22 protein-coding genes are annotated in these 21,970 nt (G+C 71.5%); 21 read left to right on the top strand and 1 reads right to left on the bottom strand.

All coding sequences use genetic code 11. From position 1 onward, the window contains the following. Nucleotides 1–86 precede the first annotated feature (86 nt). From aroC to nusB, 8 genes are all read left to right on the top strand, one after another. Nucleotides 87–1,271 carry a chorismate synthase gene (gene aroC / locus LG634_RS10790; protein ID WP_226733484.1) on the top strand — a complete coding sequence of 395 codons (1,185 nt, stop codon included), beginning with the start codon at nt 87–89 and terminating at the stop codon, nt 1,269–1,271. Continuing rightward, nucleotides 1,268–1,786, top strand: coding sequence for a shikimate kinase (locus tag LG634_RS10785; protein ID WP_226733483.1), 519 nt, complete (start codon nt 1,268–1,270; stop codon nt 1,784–1,786). Before aroC ends, LG634_RS10785 begins: the two co-directional genes overlap by 4 nt. Beyond that, nucleotides 1,783–2,874 carry a 3-dehydroquinate synthase gene (gene aroB / locus LG634_RS10780; RefSeq protein ID WP_226733482.1) on the top strand — a complete coding sequence of 364 codons (1,092 nt, stop codon included), beginning with the start codon at nt 1,783–1,785 and terminating at the stop codon, nt 2,872–2,874. The genes LG634_RS10785 and aroB overlap by 4 nt, the downstream gene beginning before the upstream one ends. Next, nucleotides 2,871–3,311, top strand: a complete 441-nt coding sequence (aroQ, locus tag LG634_RS10775; RefSeq protein ID WP_226733481.1) for a type II 3-dehydroquinate dehydratase — start codon at nt 2,871–2,873, stop codon at nt 3,309–3,311. The genes aroB and aroQ overlap by 4 nt, the downstream gene beginning before the upstream one ends. Nucleotides 3,312–3,474: 163 nt before the next feature. Next, nucleotides 3,475–4,236, top strand: coding sequence for an AAA family ATPase (locus LG634_RS10770; protein ID WP_226733480.1), 762 nt, complete (start codon nt 3,475–3,477; stop codon nt 4,234–4,236). A 174-nt stretch (nt 4,237–4,410) separates the two neighbouring features. Beyond that, nucleotides 4,411–5,517, top strand: coding sequence for an aminopeptidase P family protein (locus tag LG634_RS10765; RefSeq protein WP_226733479.1), 1,107 nt, complete (start codon nt 4,411–4,413; stop codon nt 5,515–5,517). Between the two features lie 52 nt (nt 5,518–5,569). After that, the gene (gene efp, locus LG634_RS10760) at nt 5,570–6,136 is read left to right on the top strand and encodes an elongation factor P (RefSeq protein WP_226733478.1); all 567 of its coding nucleotides are present in this window, start codon (nt 5,570–5,572) and stop codon (nt 6,134–6,136) included. Nucleotides 6,137–6,138: 2 nt separating this feature from the next. After that, nucleotides 6,139–6,570 (top strand): transcription antitermination factor NusB, encoded by a 432-nt coding sequence (gene nusB, locus LG634_RS10755; RefSeq protein WP_226733477.1) that lies wholly within the window; start codon nt 6,139–6,141, stop codon nt 6,568–6,570. Between the two features lie 237 nt (nt 6,571–6,807). On the opposite strand, the gene bldD is transcribed toward nusB, so the two are convergent. Continuing rightward, the gene (gene bldD, locus LG634_RS10750; RefSeq protein WP_226733476.1) at nt 6,808–7,308 is read right to left on the bottom strand and encodes a transcriptional regulator BldD; all 501 of its coding nucleotides are present in this window, start codon (nt 7,306–7,308) and stop codon (nt 6,808–6,810) included. Between the two features lie 250 nt (nt 7,309–7,558). On the opposite strand from bldD, the gene pyrR reads away from it, so the two are divergent. The 13 genes from pyrR (at nt 7,559) to metK (ending at nt 21,961) form a co-directional block, all read left to right on the top strand. After that, complete coding sequence (pyrR, locus tag LG634_RS10745) at nt 7,559–8,131, top strand: bifunctional pyr operon transcriptional regulator/uracil phosphoribosyltransferase PyrR (protein ID WP_226733475.1); 573 nt, start codon at nt 7,559–7,561, stop codon at nt 8,129–8,131. 102 nt (nt 8,132–8,233) lie between these two features. Next, nucleotides 8,234–9,220, top strand: a complete 987-nt coding sequence (locus tag LG634_RS10740) for an aspartate carbamoyltransferase catalytic subunit (RefSeq protein WP_226733474.1) — start codon at nt 8,234–8,236, stop codon at nt 9,218–9,220. Between the two features lie 2 nt (nt 9,221–9,222). Continuing rightward, nucleotides 9,223–10,509, top strand: coding sequence for a dihydroorotase (locus LG634_RS10735; protein WP_226733473.1), 1,287 nt, complete (start codon nt 9,223–9,225; stop codon nt 10,507–10,509). Further along, complete coding sequence (locus tag LG634_RS10730; RefSeq protein WP_226733472.1) at nt 10,506–11,087, top strand: PH-like domain-containing protein; 582 nt, start codon at nt 10,506–10,508, stop codon at nt 11,085–11,087. The genes LG634_RS10735 and LG634_RS10730 overlap by 4 nt, the downstream gene beginning before the upstream one ends. Continuing rightward, on the top strand, nt 11,084–12,229 hold the full coding sequence (gene carA / locus LG634_RS10725) for a glutamine-hydrolyzing carbamoyl-phosphate synthase small subunit (RefSeq protein ID WP_226733471.1): 1,146 nt from the start codon (nt 11,084–11,086) through the stop codon (nt 12,227–12,229). The genes LG634_RS10730 and carA overlap by 4 nt, the downstream gene beginning before the upstream one ends. Further along, nucleotides 12,222–15,530, top strand: a complete 3,309-nt coding sequence (carB, locus tag LG634_RS10720; protein ID WP_226733470.1) for a carbamoyl-phosphate synthase large subunit — start codon at nt 12,222–12,224, stop codon at nt 15,528–15,530. Before carA ends, carB begins: the two co-directional genes overlap by 8 nt. Before the next feature lie 78 nt (nt 15,531–15,608). After that, the gene (locus LG634_RS10715; protein WP_226733469.1) at nt 15,609–16,718 is read left to right on the top strand and encodes a quinone-dependent dihydroorotate dehydrogenase; all 1,110 of its coding nucleotides are present in this window, start codon (nt 15,609–15,611) and stop codon (nt 16,716–16,718) included. Further along, nucleotides 16,715–17,557, top strand: coding sequence for an orotidine-5'-phosphate decarboxylase (pyrF, locus tag LG634_RS10710; RefSeq protein WP_226733468.1), 843 nt, complete (start codon nt 16,715–16,717; stop codon nt 17,555–17,557). Before LG634_RS10715 ends, pyrF begins: the two co-directional genes overlap by 4 nt. A gap of 385 nt (nt 17,558–17,942) precedes the next feature. Further along, nucleotides 17,943–18,266 carry an integration host factor, actinobacterial type gene (locus LG634_RS10705; protein WP_226733467.1) on the top strand — a complete coding sequence of 108 codons (324 nt, stop codon included), beginning with the start codon at nt 17,943–17,945 and terminating at the stop codon, nt 18,264–18,266. Between the two features lie 61 nt (nt 18,267–18,327). After that, the gene (gene gmk / locus LG634_RS10700; protein ID WP_226733466.1) at nt 18,328–18,891 is read left to right on the top strand and encodes a guanylate kinase; all 564 of its coding nucleotides are present in this window, start codon (nt 18,328–18,330) and stop codon (nt 18,889–18,891) included. 28 nt (nt 18,892–18,919) lie between these two features. Next, nucleotides 18,920–19,192, top strand: a complete 273-nt coding sequence (gene rpoZ / locus LG634_RS10695) for a DNA-directed RNA polymerase subunit omega (RefSeq protein WP_004948662.1) — start codon at nt 18,920–18,922, stop codon at nt 19,190–19,192. Nucleotides 19,193–19,293: 101 nt separating this feature from the next. Further along, complete coding sequence (gene coaBC / locus LG634_RS10690) at nt 19,294–20,499, top strand: bifunctional phosphopantothenoylcysteine decarboxylase/phosphopantothenate--cysteine ligase CoaBC (protein ID WP_226733465.1); 1,206 nt, start codon at nt 19,294–19,296, stop codon at nt 20,497–20,499. A 253-nt stretch (nt 20,500–20,752) separates the two neighbouring features. Further along, nucleotides 20,753–21,961 (top strand): methionine adenosyltransferase, encoded by a 1,209-nt coding sequence (gene metK, locus LG634_RS10685; RefSeq protein ID WP_226733464.1) that lies wholly within the window; start codon nt 20,753–20,755, stop codon nt 21,959–21,961. The last annotated feature ends 9 nt before the right edge of the window (nt 21,962–21,970 follow it).

The raw sequence follows: 21,970 nt of genomic DNA, 5'->3' as shown, positions 1-21,970 counted from the left end.
CCGGACGTGGGAGGATCGGACCAGGCGGGCCAGGCCGCGCACCCGGTCGCGCCACAGTAGTTCCGGCGCGAGCATGAGGAGCATCGTTGAGCAGGTTGCGTTGGCTGACCGCAGGGGAGTCCCACGGGCCCGCACTGGTCGCGACGCTGGAGGGTCTTCCCGCCGGCGTCCCGGTCACCACTGAGCTGGTGGCCGACCACCTGGCCCGGCGGCGGCTGGGCTATGGCCGCGGTGCCCGCATGAAGTTCGAGCAGGACGAGGTGACCTTCCTCGGCGGCGTCCGCCACGGGCTCTCCCTCGGCTCCCCGGTGGCCGTCATGGTCGGCAACACCGAGTGGCCCAAGTGGGAGAAGGTCATGTCGGCCGACCCGGTCGACCCGGCCGAACTCAAGGAGACGGGCCGCAACGCCCCCCTGACCCGCCCCCGCCCCGGCCACGCCGACCTCGCGGGCATGCAGAAGTACGGCTTCGACGAGGCCCGGCCGATCCTGGAGCGCGCCAGCGCCCGCGAGACCGCCGCCCGGGTCGCCCTCGGCGCCGTCGCCCGGTCCTTCCTCAAGGAGGCCGCGGGCATCGAGATCGTCTCGCACGTCGTCGAACTGGCCGCGGCCAAGGCCCCGTACGGCGTCTACCCGACCCCCGCCGACGTCGAGAAGCTCGACGCCGACCCGGTGCGCTGCCTCGACGCCGACGCGTCGAAGGCGATGGTCGCGGAGATCGACCAGGCCCACAAGGACGGCGACACCCTCGGCGGCGTCGTCGAGGTCCTCGCCTACGGCGTGCCCGTCGGCCTCGGCTCGCACGTGCACTGGGACCGCCGGCTGGACGCCCGCCTCGCCGCCGCCCTCATGGGCATCCAGGCGATCAAGGGCGTCGAGGTCGGCGACGGCTTCGAACTGGCCCGCGTGCCCGGCTCGAAGGCGCACGACGAGATCGTGTCCACCCCCGAGGGCATCAAGCGCACCACCGGCCGCTCCGGCGGCACCGAGGGCGGCCTGACCACCGGCGAGCTGCTGCGCGTCCGCGCCGCCATGAAGCCGATCGCGACCGTCCCGCGCGCCCTGGCCACCGTCGACGTCGCCACCGGCGAGGCGGCCGCCGCCCACCACCAGCGCTCCGACGTGTGCGCCGTGCCCGCGGCCGGCATCGTCGCCGAGGCGATGGTGGCGCTGGTCCTCGCCGACGCCGTCGTCGAGAAGTTCGGCGGCGACTCGGTCGCCGAGACCCGCCGCAACGTCCGGTCCTACCTCGACAACCTGCAGATCCGGTGACCGGCGGGCCACGTGTGGTGCTCGTCGGACCCATGGGGTCCGGCAAGTCCACGGTGGGCGCCCTGCTCGCGCAGCGGCTGGGCGCCCCCTACCGTGACACCGACGCGGACATCGTCGCGGCCACGGGCCGCGAGATCTCCGACATCTTCGTCGACGACGGCGAACCGCACTTCCGCGAGCTGGAGCGGGAGGCGGTCCGCCGGGCCGTCGCCGAACACACCGGCGTGCTGGCCCTCGGCGGCGGCGCGATCCTCGACGAGGGCACCCGGACCCTGCTGTCCGGCCTGCCCGTCGCCTACCTGTCGATGGACGTCGAAGAGGCCGTACGGCGGGTCGGCCTGGGCGCCGCCCGGCCGCTGCTCGCCGTCAACCCGCGCCGGCAGTGGCGCGAGCTGATGGAGGCCCGCCGCCACCTGTACACCGAAGTCGCGCGGGTCGTCGTGGCCACCGACGACCGCACCCCCGAAGAGGTCGCCCAGGCGGTCCTCGACGCACTGGAGTTGAAGGACGTATGACGGACCAGGTGACCCGGATCCACATCGGCGGCAGCGCCGGCCACGATCCGTACGAGGTGCTGGTCGGCCGGCAGCTGCTCGGCGAACTCGGTGGCCTCATCGGCACCCGGCCCCAGCGGGTGGCCGTGATCCACCCCGAGGCGCTGGCCGAGACCGGCGAGGCGCTCCGCGCCGACCTGGCCGACCAGGGCTACGAGGCGGTCGCCATCCAGGTGCCCAACGCCGAAGAAGCCAAGACCGCCGAGGTCGCCGCCTACTGCTGGAAGGCCCTCGGCCAGTCCGGCTTCACCCGCACCGACGTCATCGTCGGCGTGGGCGGCGGCGCCACCACGGACCTCGCGGGTTTCGTCGCAGCCACCTGGCTGCGCGGCGTGCGCTGGATCGCCGTGCCGACCACCGTGCTCGCCATGGTGGACGCGGCCGTGGGCGGCAAGACCGGCATCAACACCGCCGAGGGCAAGAACCTCGTCGGCGCCTTCCACCCGCCGGCCGGTGTGCTCTGCGACCTCGCCGCGCTGGAGTCGCTGCCGGTCCACGACTACGTCAGCGGCCTCGCGGAGATCATCAAGGCCGGCTTCATCGCCGACCCGGTGATCCTCGACCTGATCGAGGAGGACCCGGAGGCGGCCCGCACCCCGGCCGGCCCGCACACCGCCGAGCTGATCGTGCGCTCCATCCGGGTGAAGGCCGACGTGGTCTCCAGCGACCTCAAGGAGTCCGGCCTCCGCGAGATCCTCAACTACGGCCACACCCTCGCGCACGCCATCGAGAAGAACGAGCGCTACAAGTGGCGGCACGGCGCGGCCGTGTCCGTCGGCATGGTCTTCGCCGCCGAGCTGGGCCGGCTGGCCGGCCGGCTCGACGACGCGACCGCCGACCGGCACAAGGCGGTCCTGGCCTCCGTGGGCCTGCCGCTGACCTACCGCGGCGACCAGTGGCCCAAGCTGCTGGAGACCATGAAGGTCGACAAGAAGTCCCGCGGCGACCTGCTGCGCTTCATCGTGCTGGACGGGCTCGGCAAGCCGACCGTGCTGGAGGGCCCGGACCCGGCGGTGCTGTTCGCCGCCTACGGCGAGGTGTCCGCGTGACCCGCCGGGTGCTCGTGCTGAACGGCCCCAACCTGGGCCGGCTCGGCTCCCGCGAGCCCGACGTGTACGGGGCCACCTCGTACGCCGGTCTCGTCGAGGCCTGCACCGCCCTCGGCAAGGACCTCGGCTTCGAGGTCGAGGTCCGCGAGACCAACGACGAGGGCGAACTGGTCCGCTGGCTCCACGAGGCGGCCGACGGGCGGACCCCCGTGGTCATCAACCCCGGGGCGTTCACGCACTACTCGTACGCCGTGCGGGACGCGGCCGCCCAGCGCACCGCCCCGCTCATCGAGGTGCACATCTCCAACCCGTACGCGCGGGAGGAATTCCGCCACAACTCGGTGATCGCGGCCGTGGCCAGCGGCACCGTGGCGGGCTTCGGCATCGGCTCCTACCGGCTCGCCCTGCGGGCGCTCGCCGAGGAACTCGACGCCTGACGGACCGGCCCGGGCACCCGCCCGGGCCGGGTCCTTCCGGCCATCGCCGGACCCCGGGCACTTCGGACCGCCCCCGCCCGTTCACTGCGAGACGGCCGGGGGCGATAACGTTCCTGCATCGGTTGTGAAGAACCAGCGGGCGCGCGAGACGGAGTGGCACCGAATGCAGCATGCAGTGGGCGGGTGGGGTCAGCCGGGACATCATCCTGGACCGCACCCCGGCGTTCCGGTACCGCCGGCCGGTCCGTCCGCGGGCGGCTGGACGGCCCCGCCGGTGCCGCCGCCGGCCATGCTGCCGCCGATGCCGCAGCCGGTGCCGGACCCGACCGGCCACGTGACGCTCCCCCCGGCCGTGCCCGGCACCCGCGGCGCCACCCTCGCGGTCCTGCTGATCGGCCCGGCGGGCGCGGGGAAGACCACCGTCGCCCGGCACTGGGCGAGCACCCGCCCGGTGCCCACCGCCCACATCAGCCTCGACGACGTCCGCGAATGGGTCGTCTCCGGCTTCGCCGACCCGCAGTCCGGCTGGAACGACCACTCCGAGGCCCAGTACCGGCTGGCCCGCCGGACCTGCGGCTTCGCCGCCCGCAACTTCCTCGCCAACGGGATCTCCTGCATCCTCGACGACGCGGTCTTCCCCGACCGGCCGGTGGTCGGCCTCGGCGGCTGGAAGCGGCACGTGGGCCCCGGGCTGCTCCCGGTGGTCCTGCTGCCCGGCCTGGAGATCGTCCTGGAGCGCAACGCCGAGCGCAGCGGCAACCGCCGCCTGTCCGACGAGGAGGTCGCCCGCATCCACGGCCGCATGGCCGGCTGGTACGGCTCGGGCCTCCCGATCATCGACAACTCCCACCACGACGTGGAAGCCACCGCCCGAGCCCTCGACGAAACCCTGGCCCGAGCGATATCGACCCCACCCCGCTGGTGACCCCCCGAGGGCCCGAAATCCAGCCCGTCCGGCGTTTGAGGACCGGGGTACCGGGCGCAGCCCCGCAAGGTCCCCGCACCGTGACCGGAAGCCAAACGGAGGCCGTCCCGGGGGCCCGCCCCATCCGGACGCGCTCAACAGGCCCCGCACCGGGCACACTCGTACGCTCGTGACATGTCAGAGGTGTACGCGGCCCGCCGTGGCCGGCTCAGAGACCGCTGCAACGCCGCCGGCAACGCGGCCGCCCTCATCTCGCGCCCCGCGAACGTCCGTTACCTGACCGGCGCCGCCCCCCGCGGCGCGGTCCTGCTCGTCGGCCCCGCCGAGGACGTCCTCTTCTGCGCCGGCGCCCCGACCGGCGAGCCCGACGAGGGCCGGCTCGACGAACTGCTCCGCTGCACCGTCCTGCACGCCACCGAGGGCGACCCGGCCGTCGCGGCCGCCGATGCCGCGGCCGGCGCCCGCGCCGACGCGCTGGCGGTGGAGGAGCACCACCTCACCGTCGCCCGGCACCGCGCCATGGGCTCGGTGGCACCCCGGCTCCGCCTGGCCGATCTCGGCCCCGCCGTCGAGCAGCAGCGGCTGGTGAAGGACGAGGAGGAGATCGCGTGCCTGCGGATCGCCGCGGAGATCGCCGACCAGGCCCTCGGTGAACTGCTGGAGTCCATCCTGGTCGGCCGTACCGAACGCCATCTGGCACTGGAACTGGAACGCCGCCTGGTCGACCACGGCGCAGACGGCCCGGCCTTCCCCACCTCCGTCGGCACCGGCCCGCACTCCGGCCGCGGCGGCCACCGCCCCACCGACCGGCGGGTCGAGGAGGGCGACTTCCTCTCCGTCTGCCTGGGGGCCAACTACCGCGGCTACCGCTGCGAGATCGGCCGCACCTTCGTCATCGGCACCAGCCCCGCCGACTGGCAGATCGAGCTGTACGACCTGGTGTTCGCCGCCCAGCGGGCCGGCCGGGAGGCGCTCCTGCCGGGCGCCGCGTACCGCGACGTGGACCGCGCTGCGCGCCAGGTCGTGGACACCGGAGGGCACGGCGAAGCCCTCCCGGGCTCGGTGGGACACGGGGTCGGACTCGAAATCCACGAGGACCCGCAGCTGGCACCTGCCGCAATGGGTAAACTGGACGCTTGCGTGCCGGTCACCGTCGAACCGGGAGTCCACCTCCCGGGCCGGGGCGGCGTCCGGATTGTTGACACGCTCGTCGTACGCCCCGAGGCGGACGGCGGACCCGAGCTACTCACCATTACGACCAAGGAGCTGCTCGCGCTCTAGCTTTCGGCTGAGCGCGCACCCGCGGTCTTTCAGTCCAGGAGATTTGGCAACCGTGGCTTCCACGAACGACCTCAAGAACGGCATGGTGCTCAAGCTCGACGGGGGCCAGCTCTGGTCCGTCGTCGAGTTCCAGCACGTCAAGCCCGGCAAGGGCCCGGCCTTCGTGCGCACCAAGCTCAAGAACGTGCTGTCCGGCAAGGTCGTCGACAAGACCTTCAACGCGGGCGTGAAGGTCGAAACGGCCAACATCGACCGCCGCGACATGCAGTTCTCCTACATGGACGGCGAGTACTTCGTCTTCATGGACATGGAGACCTACGACCAGCTGATGGTCTCGAAGGCCGCGGTCGGCAACGCCGCCAACTTCCTGATCGAGGGCTTCACCGCCTCCGTCGCCCAGCACGAGGGCGAGGTGCTCTACGTCGAGCTCCCGGCCGCCGTCGAGCTGACCATCCAGCACACCGACCCGGGCGTCCAGGGCGACCGCTCCACCGGTGGCACCAAGCCCGCCACCCTGGAGACCGGCCACGAGATCCAGGTCCCCCTCTTCATCACCACCGGTGAGAAGATCAAGGTCGACACCCGCACCAGCGACTACCTCGGCCGGGTGAACAGCTAACCGTGGCTGCCCGGAGCAACGCGCGCAAGCGCGCCTTCCAGATCCTCTTCGAGGCCGACCAGCGCGGGGTCCCCGTGCGGGAGGTCCTCGCGGACTGGGTCCGCCACCACCGGTCGGACGACCGGCAGCCGCCGGTGAACGCGTTCACCATGGACCTCGTCGAGGGCTACGCCGACAAGGTGACCCGCATCGACGAGCTGATCGCCACGTACGCGGTGGACTGGGACCTCGACCGGATGCCGGTCGCGGACCGGAACATCCTGCGCCTGAGCGCCTACGAGCTGATCTGGGTCGACGAGACCCCGGACGCCGTGGCGATCGACGAGGCGGTCCAGCTGGCCAAGGAGTTCTCCACCGACGACTCCCCGGCGTTCGTGAACGGGCTGCTGGCCCGCTTCAAGGACCTCAAGCCGAGCCTCCGACGGGGCGAATAGCCCGAACGAGTGAAGGCGGCATGCGGAAGGGGCCGCGGCGCACGACGCGCCGCGGCCCCTTCGGCGTCTCCGCACGACGCCGGGCAGCTGCCGACGGCCGCGCCCCCTCGGGGGCGCAGACACACGAGACGCACGAAAACACCGCCGGGGACGGCAGGACCGGTACGGTCCCACCGCCCCCGGCGGCACGTTTCTGCAGGGTTCTCCCCGGTGGTGCCGGGTCGCGCGGTCCCTGCCTCAGATCTCCTCGTGGGCGACCGCACGGCGGGCGTCCGCGTCCAGCACGCCCCAGCTGATCAGCTGCTCGGTGAGGACCGAGGGGGACTGGTCGTAGATGACCGCGAGGGTGCGCAGGTCGTCCTGGCGGATCGAGAGCACCTTGCCGTTGTAGTCACCGCGCTGGCTCTGGATGGTCGCCGCGTAGCGCTGCAGCGGGCCGGCCTTCTCCGCGGGGACGTGGGCCAGGCGCTCCAGGTCCAGGCGCAGCTTCGGCGGCGGCTCGGCCGCCCCGCCGGGAGTCGTGCCCGGCAGCAGCTCCTGCACCGGCACCCCGTAGAAGTCCGCCAGCTCGGCCAGGCGCTGGACCGTGACGGCGCGGTCGCCGCGCTCGTACGACCCGACCACGACCGCCTTCCAGCGGCCCTGGGACTTCTCCTCGACACCGTGGAGGGAAAGGCCCTGCTGGGTGCGGATGGCGCGGAGCTTGGCCCCGAGCTGTTTGGCGTATTCGCTGGACATAAGGCTCCCGGACGCTGTGTCGACGTGCGGCTCCGCCGCGCGGCTGGTAACTCACTGTGAGGTTACGCAGCGTTACGTGGATGCGTCAAGCCGAATGGTCTTCATCGCCCCCGTACGAGCGGACCCCCGCCCCGGGGTGCGCCGGCGGCCCCGTGGCGCGCGGAGCCGATCGTTCCTGCTACTGTGTTCGGCGTACATCAGACGTCCTTTAAGGTCCGTCCCGTGAGGCGGAGAAGGGGGTCCGTTTTTCATGGACACGCAGACTTCCGATGCGGCCCGGCCCGTGCTCGAGGCCTCCGACATCGCGCGGGTGCTGACCCGCATCGCCCACGAGATCGTCGAACGCGCCAAGGGCGCCGACGACGTGGTGCTCCTCGGCATCCCGACGCGCGGCGTCCACCTCGCCCGCCGGATCGCCGCCAAGCTCGAAGAGATCACCGGCTCCACCATCCCCGTCGGCTCCCTGGACATCACCATGTACCGGGACGACCTGCGGATGAAGCCGGCGCGGGCCATCGGCCGCACCGAGATCCCGGGTGACGACCTCGACGGCCGTCTCGTCGTCCTCGTCGACGACGTCCTGTTCTCCGGCCGGACCATCCGCGCCGCCCTCGACGCCCTCGGCGACATCGGCCGCCCGCGCGCGGTGCAGCTCGCCGTCCTCGTGGACCGCGGCCACCGCGAACTCCCGATCCGCGCCGACTACGTCGGCAAGAACCTCCCCACGTCGCTGCGGGAGACGGTCAAGGTCCAGCTCCAGGAGGAGGACGGCCGCGACGCCGTGCTGCTCGGGCAGCGGACCGCACCCGCCGAAGCGCAGTAGCCCGTACCCGCACGGGACCGTCCTCCGACCGGAGGCCGGGCCCGCGCCGCAGCCTGCCCTGCCCGCAACCCAGCTGCCCTCCCTCACCCCCGGAGCACCCAGATGAAGCGCCACCTCATCTCGGCCGCCGACCTCACGCGCGACGACGCCGTCCTCATCCTCGACACCGCCGAGGAGATGGCCCGGATCGCCGACCGGCCGATCAAGAAGCTGCCCACCCTGCGCGGCCGCACGATCTGCAACCTCTTCTTCGAGGACTCCACCCGAACCCGGATCTCGTTCGAGGCCGCCGAGAAGAGGCTGTCCGCCGACGTCATCAACTTCGCCGCCAAGGGCTCCAGCGTCTCCAAGGGCGAGTCCCTGAAGGACACCGCGCAGACCCTGGAGGCCATGGGCGTCGACGCCGTGGTCATCCGGCACGGCGCCTCGGGGGCCCCGTACCGGCTGGCGACCTCCGGCTGGATCGACGCCCCGGTCATCAACGCGGGCGACGGCACCCACCAGCACCCCACCCAGGCCCTGCTGGACGCCTTCACGATGCGCCGCCGGCTCGTCGGCAAGGACGCACTCGGCCAGGACCTCGAAGGCAAGCGCATCACCATCGTCGGCGACGTGCTGCACAGCCGGGTCGCCCGCTCCAACGTGGACCTGCTGCACACCCTCGGCGCCGAGGTCACCCTGGTGGCCCCGCCCACCCTGGTCCCGGTCGGCGTCGAGACCTGGCCCTGCGAGATCTCGTACGGCCTCGACGAGGTGCTGCCGAAGTCCGACGCGGTGATGATGCTGCGTGTGCAGCGGGAACGCATGAACGCCGCCTTCTTCCCGACCGAGCGCGAGTACTCGCGCCGGTACGGCCTCGACGGCGAGCGCATGGCCAAGATGCCCGAGCACGCCATCGTGATGCACCCCGGCCCGATGGTCCGCGGCATGGAGATCACCGCCGAGGTCGCCGACTCCGACCGCTGCACGGTCGTCGAGCAGGTCGCCAACGGCGTGTCCATCCGGATGGCCGTCCTCTACCTGCTCCTGGGCGGCTCCGAGCCCGCCGTCACCACCAGCACGACCCCCCGCACCGAGGAGACGAAGTAACCATGAGCAAGATCCTGATCCGCGGTGCGAAGATCCTCGGCGGCGAGCCCCAGGACGTCCTGATCGACGGCGAGACCATCGCGGCCGTCGGCACCGGCCTGCCGGCCGACGGCGCCCAGGTGATCGAGGCGGCCGGCCAGGTCCTGCTGCCCGGCCTGGTGGACCTCCACACCCACCTGCGCGAGCCGGGCCGCGAGGACTCCGAGACCGTCCTCACCGGCACCCGCGCCGCGGCCACCGGCGGCTACACCGCCGTCTTCGCCATGGCCAACACCTTCCCGGTCGCCGACACCGCCGGCGTGGTCGAGCAGGTCTACCGCCTCGGCCGGGAGCACGGCTACTGCGACGTGCAGCCGATCGGCGCCGTCACCGTCGGCCTGGAGGGCAAGCAGCTGGCCGAGCTCGGCGCCATGCACGAGTCCGCCGCCCAGGTGAAGGTCTTCTCCGACGACGGCAAGTGCGTCGACGACGCCGTGATCATGCGCCGCGCCCTGGAGTACGTGAAGGCCTTCGGCGGCGTCGTCGCCCAGCACGCCCAGGAGCCCCGCCTCACCGAGGGCGCCCAGATGAACGAGGGCATCGTCTCCGCCGAGCTGGGCCTCGGCGGCTGGCCCGCCGTCGCCGAGGAGTCGATCATCGCCCGCGACGTGCTCCTCGCCGAGCACGTCGGCTCCCGCGTGCACATCTGCCACCTCTCGACCGCCGGCTCCGTCGAGATCGTCCGCTGGGCCAAGTCCCGCGGCATCGACGTGACCGCCGAGGTCACCCCGCACCACCTCCTCCTCACCGACGAGATGGTCCGCAGCTACAACCCCGTCTACAAGGTCAACCCGCCGCTGCGCACCGAGCGCGACGTCATGGCGCTGCGCGAGGCCCTGGCCGACGGCACGATCGACATCGTCGCCACCGACCACGCCCCGCACCCGCACGAGGACAAGGACTGCGAGTGGGCCGCGGCCGCCATGGGCATGGTCGGCCTGGAGACCGCGCTGTCCGTGGTCCAGCAGACGATGGTCGAGACCGGCCTGCTCGACTGGGCCGGCGTCGCGGACCGGATGTCCTCCGCGCCGGCCCGCATCGGCAGCCTCGACCACCACGGACGCCCCGTCTCGGCAGGTGAACCCGCGAACCTCACGCTGGTCGACACCTCGTACCGTGGTGTCGTGGACCCCGCACATTTCGCCTCCCGCAGCCGCAACACGCCCTACGAGGGCCGTGAGCTGCCGGGTCGCGTCACTCACACCTTCCTGCGGGGCCGGGCAACGGTCGTGGACGGGAAACTCGCGTGACACCAGCAGCAATCCATCTGGCCGCACAGGCCGCCGAACGGCGCTCGGCGGAGGTGACCGACTGGGGCCCGCGGATCGCGTGGGTGATCGGCCTGGTCCTCTTCATCGCCTTCGTCTACTGGCTGATGCGGCAGGGCTGGAAGTGGCGGGGCGCCCTCCAGGTCGACCTGCCCGAGCTGCCCGTCGCGCCCGACGGACTCCCCGAGCACCGGCTGGCCCTCACCGGCCGGTACCACGGGTCCACGACGGCCGGGCAGTGGCTCGACCGGATCGTGGCGCACGGCCTCGGCGTCCGCAGCCGGGTCGAGCTCACGCTCACCGACGCGGGCCTCGACGTGGTCCGACCGGGGGCCACCGACTTCTTCGTACCGGCCGCGCAGCTGCGTGGCGCCCGCCTCGACAAGGGAATCGCGGGCAAGGTGCTCACCGAGGGCGGTCTTCTCGTCGTCACCTGGGCGCACGGCGACAAGCTGATCGACTCCGGATTCCGCTCCGACCGCGCGGCCGAGCACGCCGCCTGGGTCGAAGCCCTCACTCTCATGAACCAAACCACCACGACGGAAGGCGCCGAACGATGACGACCTCCACCAGGGGAGCGCAAGCTCCCGCCGTACTCGTCCTGGAGGACGGGCGCATCTTCCGCGGACGCGCCTACGGGGCCGTGGGGGAGACCTTCGGCGAGGCCGTGTTCTCCACCGGCATGACCGGCTACCAGGAGACCCTCACCGACCCGTCGTACCACCGCCAGGTCGTCGTGATGACCGCCCCGCACGTGGGCAACACCGGCGTCAACGACGAGGACCCCGAGTCCTCCCGCATCTGGGTGAGCGGCTACGTCGTCCGCGACCCCGCCCGCATCCCGTCGAACTGGCGCTCTCGGCGCTCGCTCGACGAGGAGCTCGCCGCCCAGGGCGTCGTCGGCATCTCCGGCATCGACACCCGCGCGCTCACCCGCCACCTGCGTGAGCGCGGCGCCATGCGCGTCGGCATCTTCTCCGGCGACGTGTGGACCGGCGTCCGCGAGGAGACCCTGCTCGCCAAGGTGCAGGCCAGCCCGCAGATGAAGGGCGCCGACCTGTCCGCAGAGGTCGCCACCAAGGAGCCGTACGTCGTCCCCGCGATCGGCGAGAAGAAGTTCACCGTCGCCGCGGTCGACCTCGGCATCAAGGGCATGACCCCGCACCGGATGGCCGAGCGCGGCATCGAGGTGCACGTCCTGCCGGCCACCGCCACCGTCGAGGACGTCTACGCGGTCTCCCCGGACGGCGTGTTCTTCTCGAACGGCCCCGGCGACCCGTCCACCGCCGACCACCCGGTCGCCGTCATGCAGGGCGTCCTGGAGCGCAAGACCCCGCTCTTCGGCATCTGCTTCGGCAACCAGATCCTCGGCCGCGCGCTCGGCTTCGGCACGTACAAGCTGAAGTACGGCCACCGCGGCATCAACCAGCCCGTGCAGGACCGCACGACCGGCAAGGTCGAGGTCACCGCGCACAACCACGGCTTCGCCGTCGACGCTCCGCTGGACAAGGTCTCCGAGACCCCCTACGGCCGCGCCGAGGTCTCCCACGTCTGCCTCAACGACAACGTGGTGGAAGGCCTCCAGCTGCTCGACCAGCCCGCCTTCAGCGTCCAGTACCACCCGGAGGCCGCCGCGGGCCCGCACGACGCCGCGTACCTCTTCGACCGCTTCGTTTCCCTGATGGAGGCCGATCGTGCCTAAGCGCACCGATATCCAGTCCGTCCTGGTCATCGGCTCCGGCCCGATCGTCATCGGCCAGGCCGCCGAGTTCGACTACTCCGGCACCCAGGCCTGCCGCATCCTCAAGGCCGAGGGCCTGCGGGTCATCCTGGTGAACTCCAACCCCGCGACGATCATGACCGACCCGGAGATCGCCGACGCCACGTACGTCGAGCCGATCACCCCCGAGTTCGTCGAGAAGATCATCGCCAAGGAGCGCCCCGACGCGCTGCTGCCCACCCTCGGCGGCCAGACCGCGCTCAACACCGCCATCTCCATGCACGACCAGGGCGTCCTGGAGAAGTACGGCGTCGAGCTGATCGGCGCGAACGTCGAGGCGATCAACAAGGGCGAGGACCGCGACCTCTTCAAGGAGGTCGTGGAGGAGGTCCGCCGCAAGATCGGCCACGGCGAGTCCGCCCGCTCGGTCATCTGCCACTCCATGGACGACGTTCTCAAGGGCGTCGACACCCTCGGCGGCTACCCCGTCGTCGTCCGCCCCTCCTTCACCATGGGCGGCGCCGGCTCCGGCTTCGCCCACAACGAGGACGAGCTGCGCCGCATCGCCGGCCAGGGCCTGACGCTCTCCCCGACCACCGAGGTGCTCCTGGAGGAGTCCATCCTCGGCTGGAAGGAGTACGAGCTGGAGCTGATGCGCGACAAGGCCGACAACGTCGTGGTCGTCTGCTCCATCGAGAACTTCGACCCGATGGGCGTCCACACCGGCGACTCCATCACCGTCGCCCCGGCGATGACCCTCACCGACCGCGAGTACCAGCGGCTGCGCGACATCGGCATCGCGATCATCCGCGAGGTCGGCGTCGACACCGGCGGCTGCAACATCCAGTTCGCGATCAACCCGGACGACGGCCGCGTCATCGTCATCGAGATGAACCCGCGCGTCTCGCGGTCCTCCGCGCTCGCCTCCAAGGCCACCGGCTTCCCGATCGCCAAGATCGCCGCCAAGCTGGCCATCGGCTACACGCTGGACGAGGTCCCCAACGACATCACCGAGAAGACGCCGGCCTCCTTCGAGCCGACCCTCGACTACGTCGTCGTCAAGGCCCCCCGCTTCGCCTTCGAGAAGTTCCCGCTCGCCGACTCCACCCTCACCACCACCATGAAGTCGGTGGGCGAGGCCATGGCCATCGGCCGCAACTTCACCGAGGCCCTCCAGAAGGCCCTGCGCTCGCTGGAGAAGAAGGGCTCGCAGTTCGCCTTCACCGGCGAGCCGGGCGACAAGGACGAACTGCTGCGCCTCGCGGTCCGCCCGACTGACGGCCGCATCAACACCGTCATGCAGGCCATCCGCGCCGGTGCCACCCAGGAGGAGGTGTTCGACGCCACGAAGATCGACCCCTGGTTCGTCGACCAGCTCTTCCTGATCAAGGAGATCGCCGACGAGCTGGCCGGCGCCGAGAAGCTGGAGCCCGGCCTGCTCGCCGAGGCCAAGCGGCACGGCTTCTCCGACGCCCAGATCGCGGAGATCCGCGGCCTGCGCGAGGACGTCGTCCGCGAGGTCCGGCACGCCCTCGGCGTCCGCCCGGTCTACAAGACCGTGGACACCTGCGCCGCCGAGTTCGCCGCCAAGACCCCGTACTTCTACTCCTCGTACGACGAGGAGACCGAGGTCGCCGCGCGCGAGAAGCCGGCCGTGATCATCCTGGGCTCCGGCCCGAACCGCATCGGCCAGGGCATCGAGTTCGACTACTCCTGCGTCCACGCCTCCTTCGCGCTCAGCGAGGCCGGCTACGAGACCGTGATGGTCAACTGCAACCCGGAGACCGTCTCGACGGACTACGACACCTCCGACCGCCTGTACTTCGAGCCGCTCACGCTCGAGGACGTGCTGGAGATCGTGCACGCCGAGTCCCTCGCGGGCCCGATCGCCGGCGTGGTCGTCCAGCTCGGCGGCCAGACCCCGCTGGGCCTCGCCCAGGCCCTCAAGGACAACGGCGTCCCGGTCGTCGGCACCTCGCCCGAGGCCATCCACGCCGCCGAGGACCGCGGCGCCTTCGGCCGGGTGCTCGCCGAGGCCGGCCTGCCGGCCCCCAAGCACGGCACCGCCACCACGTTCGCGGGTGCGAAGGCCATTGCCGACGAGATCGGCTACCCGGTCCTCGTGCGCCCCTCGTACGTGCTCGGCGGCCGCGGCATGGAGATCGTCTACGACGAGACCCGGCTGGAGTCGTACATCGCCGAGTCCACCGAGATCTCCCCGACCCGCCCGGTGCTGGTCGACCGCTTCCTCGACGACGCGATCGAGATCGACGTCGACGCCCTCTACGACGGCCACGAGCTCTACCTCGGCGGCGTCATGGAGCACATCGAGGAAGCCGGCATCCACTCCGGCGACTCGGCCTGCGCCCTGCCCCCGATCACCCTCGGCGGCCACGACATCAAGCGGCTGCGCGCCTCCACCGAGGCCATCGCCAAGGGCGTCGGCGTGCGCGGCCTGATCAACATCCAGTTCGCCATGGCCGGCGACATCCTCTACGTGCTGGAGGCCAACCCGCGCGCCTCCCGGACCGTGCCCTTCACCTCGAAGGCCACCGCGGTCCCGCTCGCGAAGGCCGCCGCCCGCATCGGGCTCGGCGCCACCATCGCCGAGCTGCGCGCCGAGGGCCTGCTGCCGAAGAACGGCGACGGCGGCACCCTGCCGCTCGACGCGCCGATCTCCGTCAAGGAGGCCGTGATGCCGTGGAGCCGCTTCCGCGACATCCAGGGCCGCGGCGTGGACACCGTCCTCGGCCCGGAGATGCGCTCCACCGGCGAGGTCATGGGCATCGACTCGGTCTTCGGCACGGCGTACGCCAAGTCGCAGGCCGGCGCCTACGGCCCGCTGCCCACCAAGGGCCGCGCGTTCATCTCCGTCGCCAACCGCGACAAGCGCTCGATGATCTTCCCGGCCCGCGAGCTGGTCGCCCACGGCTTCGAGCTGATGGCCACCTCCGGCACCGCCGAGGTCCTCAAGCGCAACGGCATCAACGCCACGGTCGTGCGCAAGCAGTCCGAGGGCGAGGGCCCGGACGGCGAGAAGACCATCGTCCAGCTCATCCACGACGGCCAGGTCGACCTGATCGTCAACACCCCGTACGGCACCGGCGGCCGCCTCGACGGCTACGAGATCCGTACGGCAGCAGTGGCGCGCAGCGTCCCGTGCCTCACCACGGTCCAGGCGCTCGCCGCCGCCGTCCAGGGCATCGACGCGCTCAACCACGGCGACGTGGGCGTCCGCTCGCTCCAGGAGCACGCGAAGCAGCTGATCGCGGCCCGCGACTAAGAGCCCGTCCGAAGCAGGGGGACACCGGTGACAACGGGTGTCCCCCTCTTCATGACCGCACAAGGGATATTTCGGACGATGTACAAGTTCTTCTTCAACCTGGTCTTCAAGCGGATGGACCCCGAAGAGGCCCACCACATGGCCTTCCGGTGGATCCGGCTTGCCGCCCGCACCCCGGTCGTGCGCACGTTCGCGGCCGCCGCCCTCGCGCCCCGCCACAAGGAACTGCGCACCGAGGCCCTGGGCCTGCGGATGCACGGCCCGTTCGGCCTCGCCGCCGGCTTCGACAAGAACGCCGCAGGGATCGACGGCATGGCGATGCTCGGCTTCGACCACGTCGAGATCGGCACCGTCACCGCCCAGGCGCAGCCCGGCAACCCCAAGAAGCGACTGTTCCGGCTGGTGCCCGACCGCGCGCTGATCAACCGCATGGGCTTCAACAACGAGGGCTCGGCGGCGGTCGCCGAGCGGCTCGCCCGTCGGGTGCCCGTCTTCAAGACCGTCGTCGGCGTCAACATCGGCAAGACCAAGGTGGTCCCCGAGGAGGAGGCCGTCGGCGACTACGTCACCTCCACCGAGCGCCTCGCCCGCCACGCCGACTACCTGGTCGTCAACGTCTCCTCCCCGAACACCCCCGGGCTGCGCAACCTCCAGGCCACCGAGTCCCTGCGACCGCTGCTGACCGCCGTCCGGGAGGCCGCCGACCGCACGGTCACCGACCGCCGGGTCCCGCTCCTGGTGAAGATCGCCCCCGACCTCGCCGACGAGGACGTGGACGCCGTCGCCGACCTCGCCCTCGAACTGGGCCTGGACGGCATCATCGCCACCAACACCACCATCGCCCGCGACGGCCTCGGCCTGATGTCCGACCCCGCCCTCGTCAAGGAGACCGGCGGGCTGTCCGGCGCCCCGGTCAAGGAGCGCTCGCTGGAGGTCCTGCGCCGCCTGTACGCGCGCGTGGGCGACCGGATCACCCTGGTCGGTGTCGGCGGCATCGAGACCGCGGAGGACGCCTGGCAGCGCATCCTGGCCGGCGCCACCCTCGTCCAGGGCTACAGCGCCTTCATCTACGAGGGCCCGTGCTACGCCCGCGCCATCCACAAGGGCCTGGCCGCCCGCCTGGCCGCCAGCCCGTACGCCACCCTCGCCGAGGCCGTCGGCGCCGAAACCCGAAAGGCCGGCCTGTGACCCCCTCCTTCGGAGCCCGCCTCCGCACCGCCATGGACGAGCGCGGCCCGCTGTGCGTCGGCATCGACCCGCACGCGGCCCTGCTGTCCTCCTGGGGCCTGAACGACGACATCGCCGGGCTGGAGCGGTTCTCCCGCACCGTCGTCGAGGCACTCGCCGGCCAGGTCGCCGTCTTCAAGCCGCAGGCCGCCTTCTTCGAGCGGTTCGGCTCGAAGGGCGTCGCCGTGCTGGAGCGGACCGTGGCCGACGCCCGGGCCGCCGGCACGCTGGTCCTCATGGACGCCAAGCGCGGCGACATCGGCTCCACCATGGCCGCCTACGCGGAAGCCTTCCTGCGCCCGGACTCGCCCCTCTTCTCCGACGCGCTGACGGTCTCCCCGTACCTGGGCTACGGCTCGCTGAAGCCGGCCGTCGACCTGGCCCGGGAATCCGGCGCCGGCCTGTTCGTGCTGGCCCTGACCTCCAACCCGGAGGGGGCCGAGGTCCAGCGCGCGGTCCGCGAGGACGGCCGGACGATCGGCGCGACCATGCTGGCGCACCTGGCCGCGGAGAACGCCGGCGCCGAGCCCATGGGCTCCTTCGGCGCGGTGGTCGGCGCCACCCTCGGCGACCTGTCCTCCTTCGACCTGGACATCAACGGCCCGCTGCTCGCCCCCGGCATCGGCGCCCAGGGCGCCACCGCCGCGGACCTGCCCGCGGTGTTCGGCGCCGCGGTCCGCAACGTGGTCCCCAACGTCTCCCGGGGCGTCCTGCGCCACGGACCCGACCCGGAGGCGCTGCGCTCCGCCGCGGCCCGGTTCGCCGACGAGATCCGCGCGGCGCAGGAGGCCGGCGCCTGACGGAGCCGGCGCCGGGGCCGCAGGTGTGAGGTCGATCACCTCAGCGGCCCCGGCCGGCACCCCGGCGACCTGCGCAATGCCCGTTCGGCGCGTCGGATTGCCCACGTGGTGGACACCACGGGTGCCGCCCTGCGTCCCGCATGACGAATTCCCGTCAAAAAACCGTGGTGTTTTGTCTGTGATGTACGGTTCAGTGGAGGCTGACCAGGACTTTTCGTCCGTTCTCGCTGACTGGAGCGGCCTTGGCCGCTAGTCTCCGACCCAGAGCGAACGACGCATCCGCTGTTCTTCGCTCGCCCGGTGTGGTGCCCGAACGTGCCGACAGGTGCGGCGAAGGACCCCACCGGTCCACATCCGACAGTTCGACATCCGAGGTGACGTAGGCGTGGCTCTTCCGCCCCTTACCCCTGAACAGCGCGCAGCCGCGCTCGAAAAGGCCGCCGCGGCTCGCCGGGAGCGGGCCGAGGTGAAGAATCGACTCAAGCACTCCGGCGCCTCCCTGCACGAGGTCATCAAGCAGGGGCAGGAGAACGACGTCATCGGCAAGATGAAGGTCTCCGCGCTCCTGGAGTCCCTGCCGGGCGTGGGCAAGGTCCGCGCCAAGCAGATCATGGAACGTCTCGGCATCTCCGAGTCCCGCCGTGTCCGGGGTCTCGGTTCCAACCAGATCGCCTCTCTGGAGCGCGAGTTCGGCGGTGGCGGCGCCTGACGCGCCGCCCGAAGCCGGTCCGGTGTTCTCGGGCAGTCCCGAGAACCGGGATAATCGCTTCATGGCAGCAGAGGTTCGTCCGCGGCTGACCGTGCTCTCCGGCCCCTCCGGGGTGGGCAAGAGCACGGTCGTCGCGCATATGCGCAAGGTTCACCCCGAGGTGTGGCTCTCGGTGTCGGCCACCACCCGCAAGCCGCGGCCCGGTGAGCGACACGGAGTCCACTACTTCTTCGTCAACGACGACGAGTTCGACAAGCTGATCGCCAACGGCGAGCTGCTGGAGTGGGCCGAGTTCGCTGGCAACCGCTACGGCACCCCCCGGAGCGCCGTCCTGGAACGCCTGGACAACGGCGAGCCGGTGCTCCTGGAGATCGATCTCCAGGGCGCCCGCCTGGTCCGGGAGTCCATGCCGGAGGCGCAGCTGGTCTTCCTCGCCCCGCCGAGCTGGGACGAGCTGGTCCGCCGCCTCACCGGCCGCGGCACCGAGGCGCCCGAGGTCATCGAGCGCCGGCTGGCGGCCGCCAAGATCGAACTCGCCGCCGAATCCGAGTTCGACACCACCCTGGTCAACACCTCCGTCGAGGACGTGGCGCGTGAGCTGCTAGCCTTGATGGAAGTTGTCTGATCTTTTACCCATCTTCGGAAGGTAGAGCGTGTCCTCTTCCATCACCGCGCCCGAGGGCATCATCAACCCGCCGATCGACGAGCTGCTTGAGGCCACGGACTCGAAGTACAGCCTCGTGATCTACGCGGCCAAGCGGGCGCGTCAGATCAACGCGTACTACTCGCAGCTCGGTGAGGGGCTGCTGGAGTACGTCGGCCCGCTCGTGGACACCCACGTCCACGAGAAGCCGCTGTCGATCGCGCTGCGCGAGATCAACGCGGGTCTGCTGACCTCCGAGGCCATCGAGGCCCCGGCCCAGTAAGGCCGGCAGGCGAGCAGAGATTCCTTTTTCACCACAGGCCCGGCAGCGACACTGCCGGGCCTGTGGTGTGTCACAGGCATGAGTCGAGTCCGGGAGAAGCAGTGGACAAGCCGAAGGTCGTGCTGGGCGTCAGCGGCGGGATCGCCGCGTACAAGGCCTGTGAGCTGCTGCGGCGGCTGACTGAGTCGGGACACGACGTCCGGGTGGTGCCCACCGCCTCCGCCCTCCACTTCGTCGGCGAGGCGACCTGGTCGGCGCTGTCCGGCCACCCGGCCGCCACCGAGGTGTGGGAGACCGTGCACGAGGTGCCGCACGTGCGGATCGGGCAGGCGGCCGACCTGGTCGTGGTCGCCCCCGCCACCGCCGACATGCTGGCGAAGGCCGCCCACGGGCTCGCCGACGACCTGCTGACCAACACCCTCCTCACCGCCCGCTGTCCGGTGGTCTTCGCCCCGGCCATGCACACGGAGATGTGGGAGCACCCGGCCACCCAGGAGAACGTGGCCACCCTGCGCCGCCGCGGCGCGGTCGTCATCGAGCCCGCCGTCGGCAGGCTCACCGGCGTGGACACCGGCAAGGGCCGGCTGCCCGACCCGGAGGAGATCTTCGAGGTCTGCCGCCGGGTGCTGGCCCGCGGCCCGCAGTCCGGCCGCGACCTGGCCGGCCGGCACGTGGTGATCAGCGCCGGCGGCACCCGCGAACCCCTGGACCCGGTCCGCTTCCTCGGCAACCGCTCCTCCGGCAAGCAGGGCTACGCGCTGGCCCGTACGGCCGTGGCCCGCGGCGCCCGGGTGACCCTGGTCTCGGCCAACACCGCGCTGCCCGACCCGGCCGGCGCCGACGTGGTCCGCGTGGGCACCGCCGTGCAGATGCGGGAGGCCGTGCTCAAAGCCGCCGCGGACGCCGACGCCGTGGTGATGGCCGCCGCCGTCGCGGACTTCCGGCCCGCCGAGTACGCCTCCGGGAAGATCAAGAAGAAGGACGGGCAGGAGCCCGCACCGGTCGCGCTGGTGCGGAATCCGGACATCCTGGCCGAGGTGTCGGCCGACCGGGCCCGGCCCGGCCTGCTCGTCGTCGGCTTCGCCGCCGAGACCGACGACGTCCTCGCCAACGGCCGGGCCAAGCTCCGCCGCAAGGGCTGCGACCTCCTGGTCGTCAACGAGGTGGGCGAAACCAAGACCTTCGGATCCGAGGAGAACGAAGCGGTGATCCTTGGTTCCGATGGTGCCGAGGTGTCTGTGCCGCACGGCCCCAAGGAAGACCTCGCCGACCTCCTCTGGGACCTCGTAGCACCCCGACTTGCCTGATTCGAACAGGCAGTTGGCCAAGTCGCCGCGTGGCTCCGGCCGCGCGGCGCGCCCTGCCCGGCGGACCTTGTTCGCCGCATCGGGCGTAGGCAAGAATGAAGTGCCGCAGGTCACAGGCCTCCCACTGGGCGAGACACGTGGTCTGCAGCACGGCAGTGACCGATAAACTGAACGTGGGACCAAGCCGGGAGCAGCCTCCGGTACGGTGCCGTCAAATGATCAGCCAGCAGCCGCTGCAACCCCAGGGAGCGATGTGTCCCGCCGCCTGTTCACCTCGGAGTCCGTGACCGAGGGCCACCCCGACAAGATCGCTGACCAGATCAGCGACACGATCCTCGACGCGCTCCTGCGCGAGGACCCGACCTCCCGCGTCGCCGTGGAGACCCTCATCACCACGGGTCTCGTGCACATCGCGGGCGAGGTGACGACGAAGGCCTACGCGCCGATCGCCTCCCTGGTCCGCGAGAAGATCCTGGAGATCGGCTACGACTCCTCGAAGAAGGGCTTCGACGGCGCCTCCTGCGGCGTTTCCGAGTCCATCGGCGCGCAGTCCCCGGACATCGCCCAGGGTGTCGACACCGCGTACGAGAAGCGGGTCGAGGGCGACGACGACGAACTCGACAAGCAGGGCGCCGGCGACCAGGGCCTCATGTTCGGCTACGCGACCGACGAGACCCCGAACTTCATGCCGCTGCCGATCGAGGTGGCCCACCGCCTCTCGCGCCGGCTCGCCGAGGTCCGCAAGAACGGGACCATCCCGTACCTGCGCCCCGACGGCAAGACCCAGGTCACCATCGAGTACGACGGCGACAAGCCGGTCCGCCTCGACACGGTCGTCGTCTCCTCGCAGCACGCGTCCGACATCGACCTGGACTCGCTGCTCGCCCCCGACATCCGCGAGTTCGTCGTCGAGCACGTGCTCAAGCAGCTCGTCGAGGACGGCATCAAGCTGGAGACCGAGGGCTACCGCCTGCTGGTGAACCCGACCGGCCGCTTCGAGATCGGCGGCCCGATGGGCGACGCCGGCCTCACCGGCCGCAAGATCATCATCGACACCTACGGCGGCATGGCTCGCCACGGCGGCGGCGCCTTCTCCGGCAAGGACCCGTCGAAGGTCGACCGCTCCGCCGCGTACGCCATGCGCTGGGTGGCCAAGAACGTCGTCGCCGCCGGTCTCGCCGGCCGCTGCGAGGTGCAGGTCGCGTACGCCATCGGCAAGGCCGAGCCGGTCGGCCTCTTCGTCGAGACCTTCGGCACCGCCAAGATCGACACCGCGAAGATCGAGCAGGCCATCGCCGAGGTCTTCGACCTCCGCCCGGCCGCGATCATCCGCGACCTGGACCTGCTGCGTCCGATCTACGCCCAGACCGCCGCCTACGGCCACTTCGGCCGCGAGCTGCCGGACTTCACCTGGGAGCGCACCGACCGCGTCGACGCCCTGCGCGCCGCCGCCGGCCTGTAAGCCGCACCG

It is taken from the genome of Streptomyces bambusae (assembly GCF_020532645.1).
Lineage (GTDB): Bacteria > Actinomycetota > Actinomycetes > Streptomycetales > Streptomycetaceae > Streptomyces > Streptomyces bambusae.
The sequence above is the reverse complement of the archived record's forward strand: the minus strand, read 5'-3'. Positions and strand labels throughout refer to the sequence as shown.

Bases quoted from the DNA above. Each gene is read 5' to 3' on its own strand.
- bldD (WP_226733476.1), bottom strand. From the start codon at position 7,308: ATGTCCAGCGAATACGCCAAACAGCTCGGGGCCAAGCTCCGCGCCATC.
- LG634_RS10735 (WP_226733473.1), top strand. From the start codon at position 9,223: ATGAGCAAGATCCTGATCCGCGGTGCGAAGATCCTCGGCGGCGAGCCC.
- aroB (WP_226733482.1), top strand. From the start codon at position 1,783: ATGACGGACCAGGTGACCCGGATCCACATCGGCGGCAGCGCCGGCCAC.
- LG634_RS10740 (WP_226733474.1), top strand. From the start codon at position 8,234: ATGAAGCGCCACCTCATCTCGGCCGCCGACCTCACGCGCGACGACGCC.
- LG634_RS10770 (WP_226733480.1), top strand. From the start codon at position 3,475: ATGCAGCATGCAGTGGGCGGGTGGGGTCAGCCGGGACATCATCCTGGA.
- LG634_RS10765 (WP_226733479.1), top strand. From the start codon at position 4,411: ATGTCAGAGGTGTACGCGGCCCGCCGTGGCCGGCTCAGAGACCGCTGC.
- carA (WP_226733471.1), top strand. From the start codon at position 11,084: ATGACGACCTCCACCAGGGGAGCGCAAGCTCCCGCCGTACTCGTCCTG.
- gmk (WP_226733466.1), top strand. From the start codon at position 18,328: ATGGCAGCAGAGGTTCGTCCGCGGCTGACCGTGCTCTCCGGCCCCTCC.
- LG634_RS10715 (WP_226733469.1), top strand. From the start codon at position 15,609: ATGTACAAGTTCTTCTTCAACCTGGTCTTCAAGCGGATGGACCCCGAA.
- pyrR (WP_226733475.1), top strand. From the start codon at position 7,559: ATGGACACGCAGACTTCCGATGCGGCCCGGCCCGTGCTCGAGGCCTCC.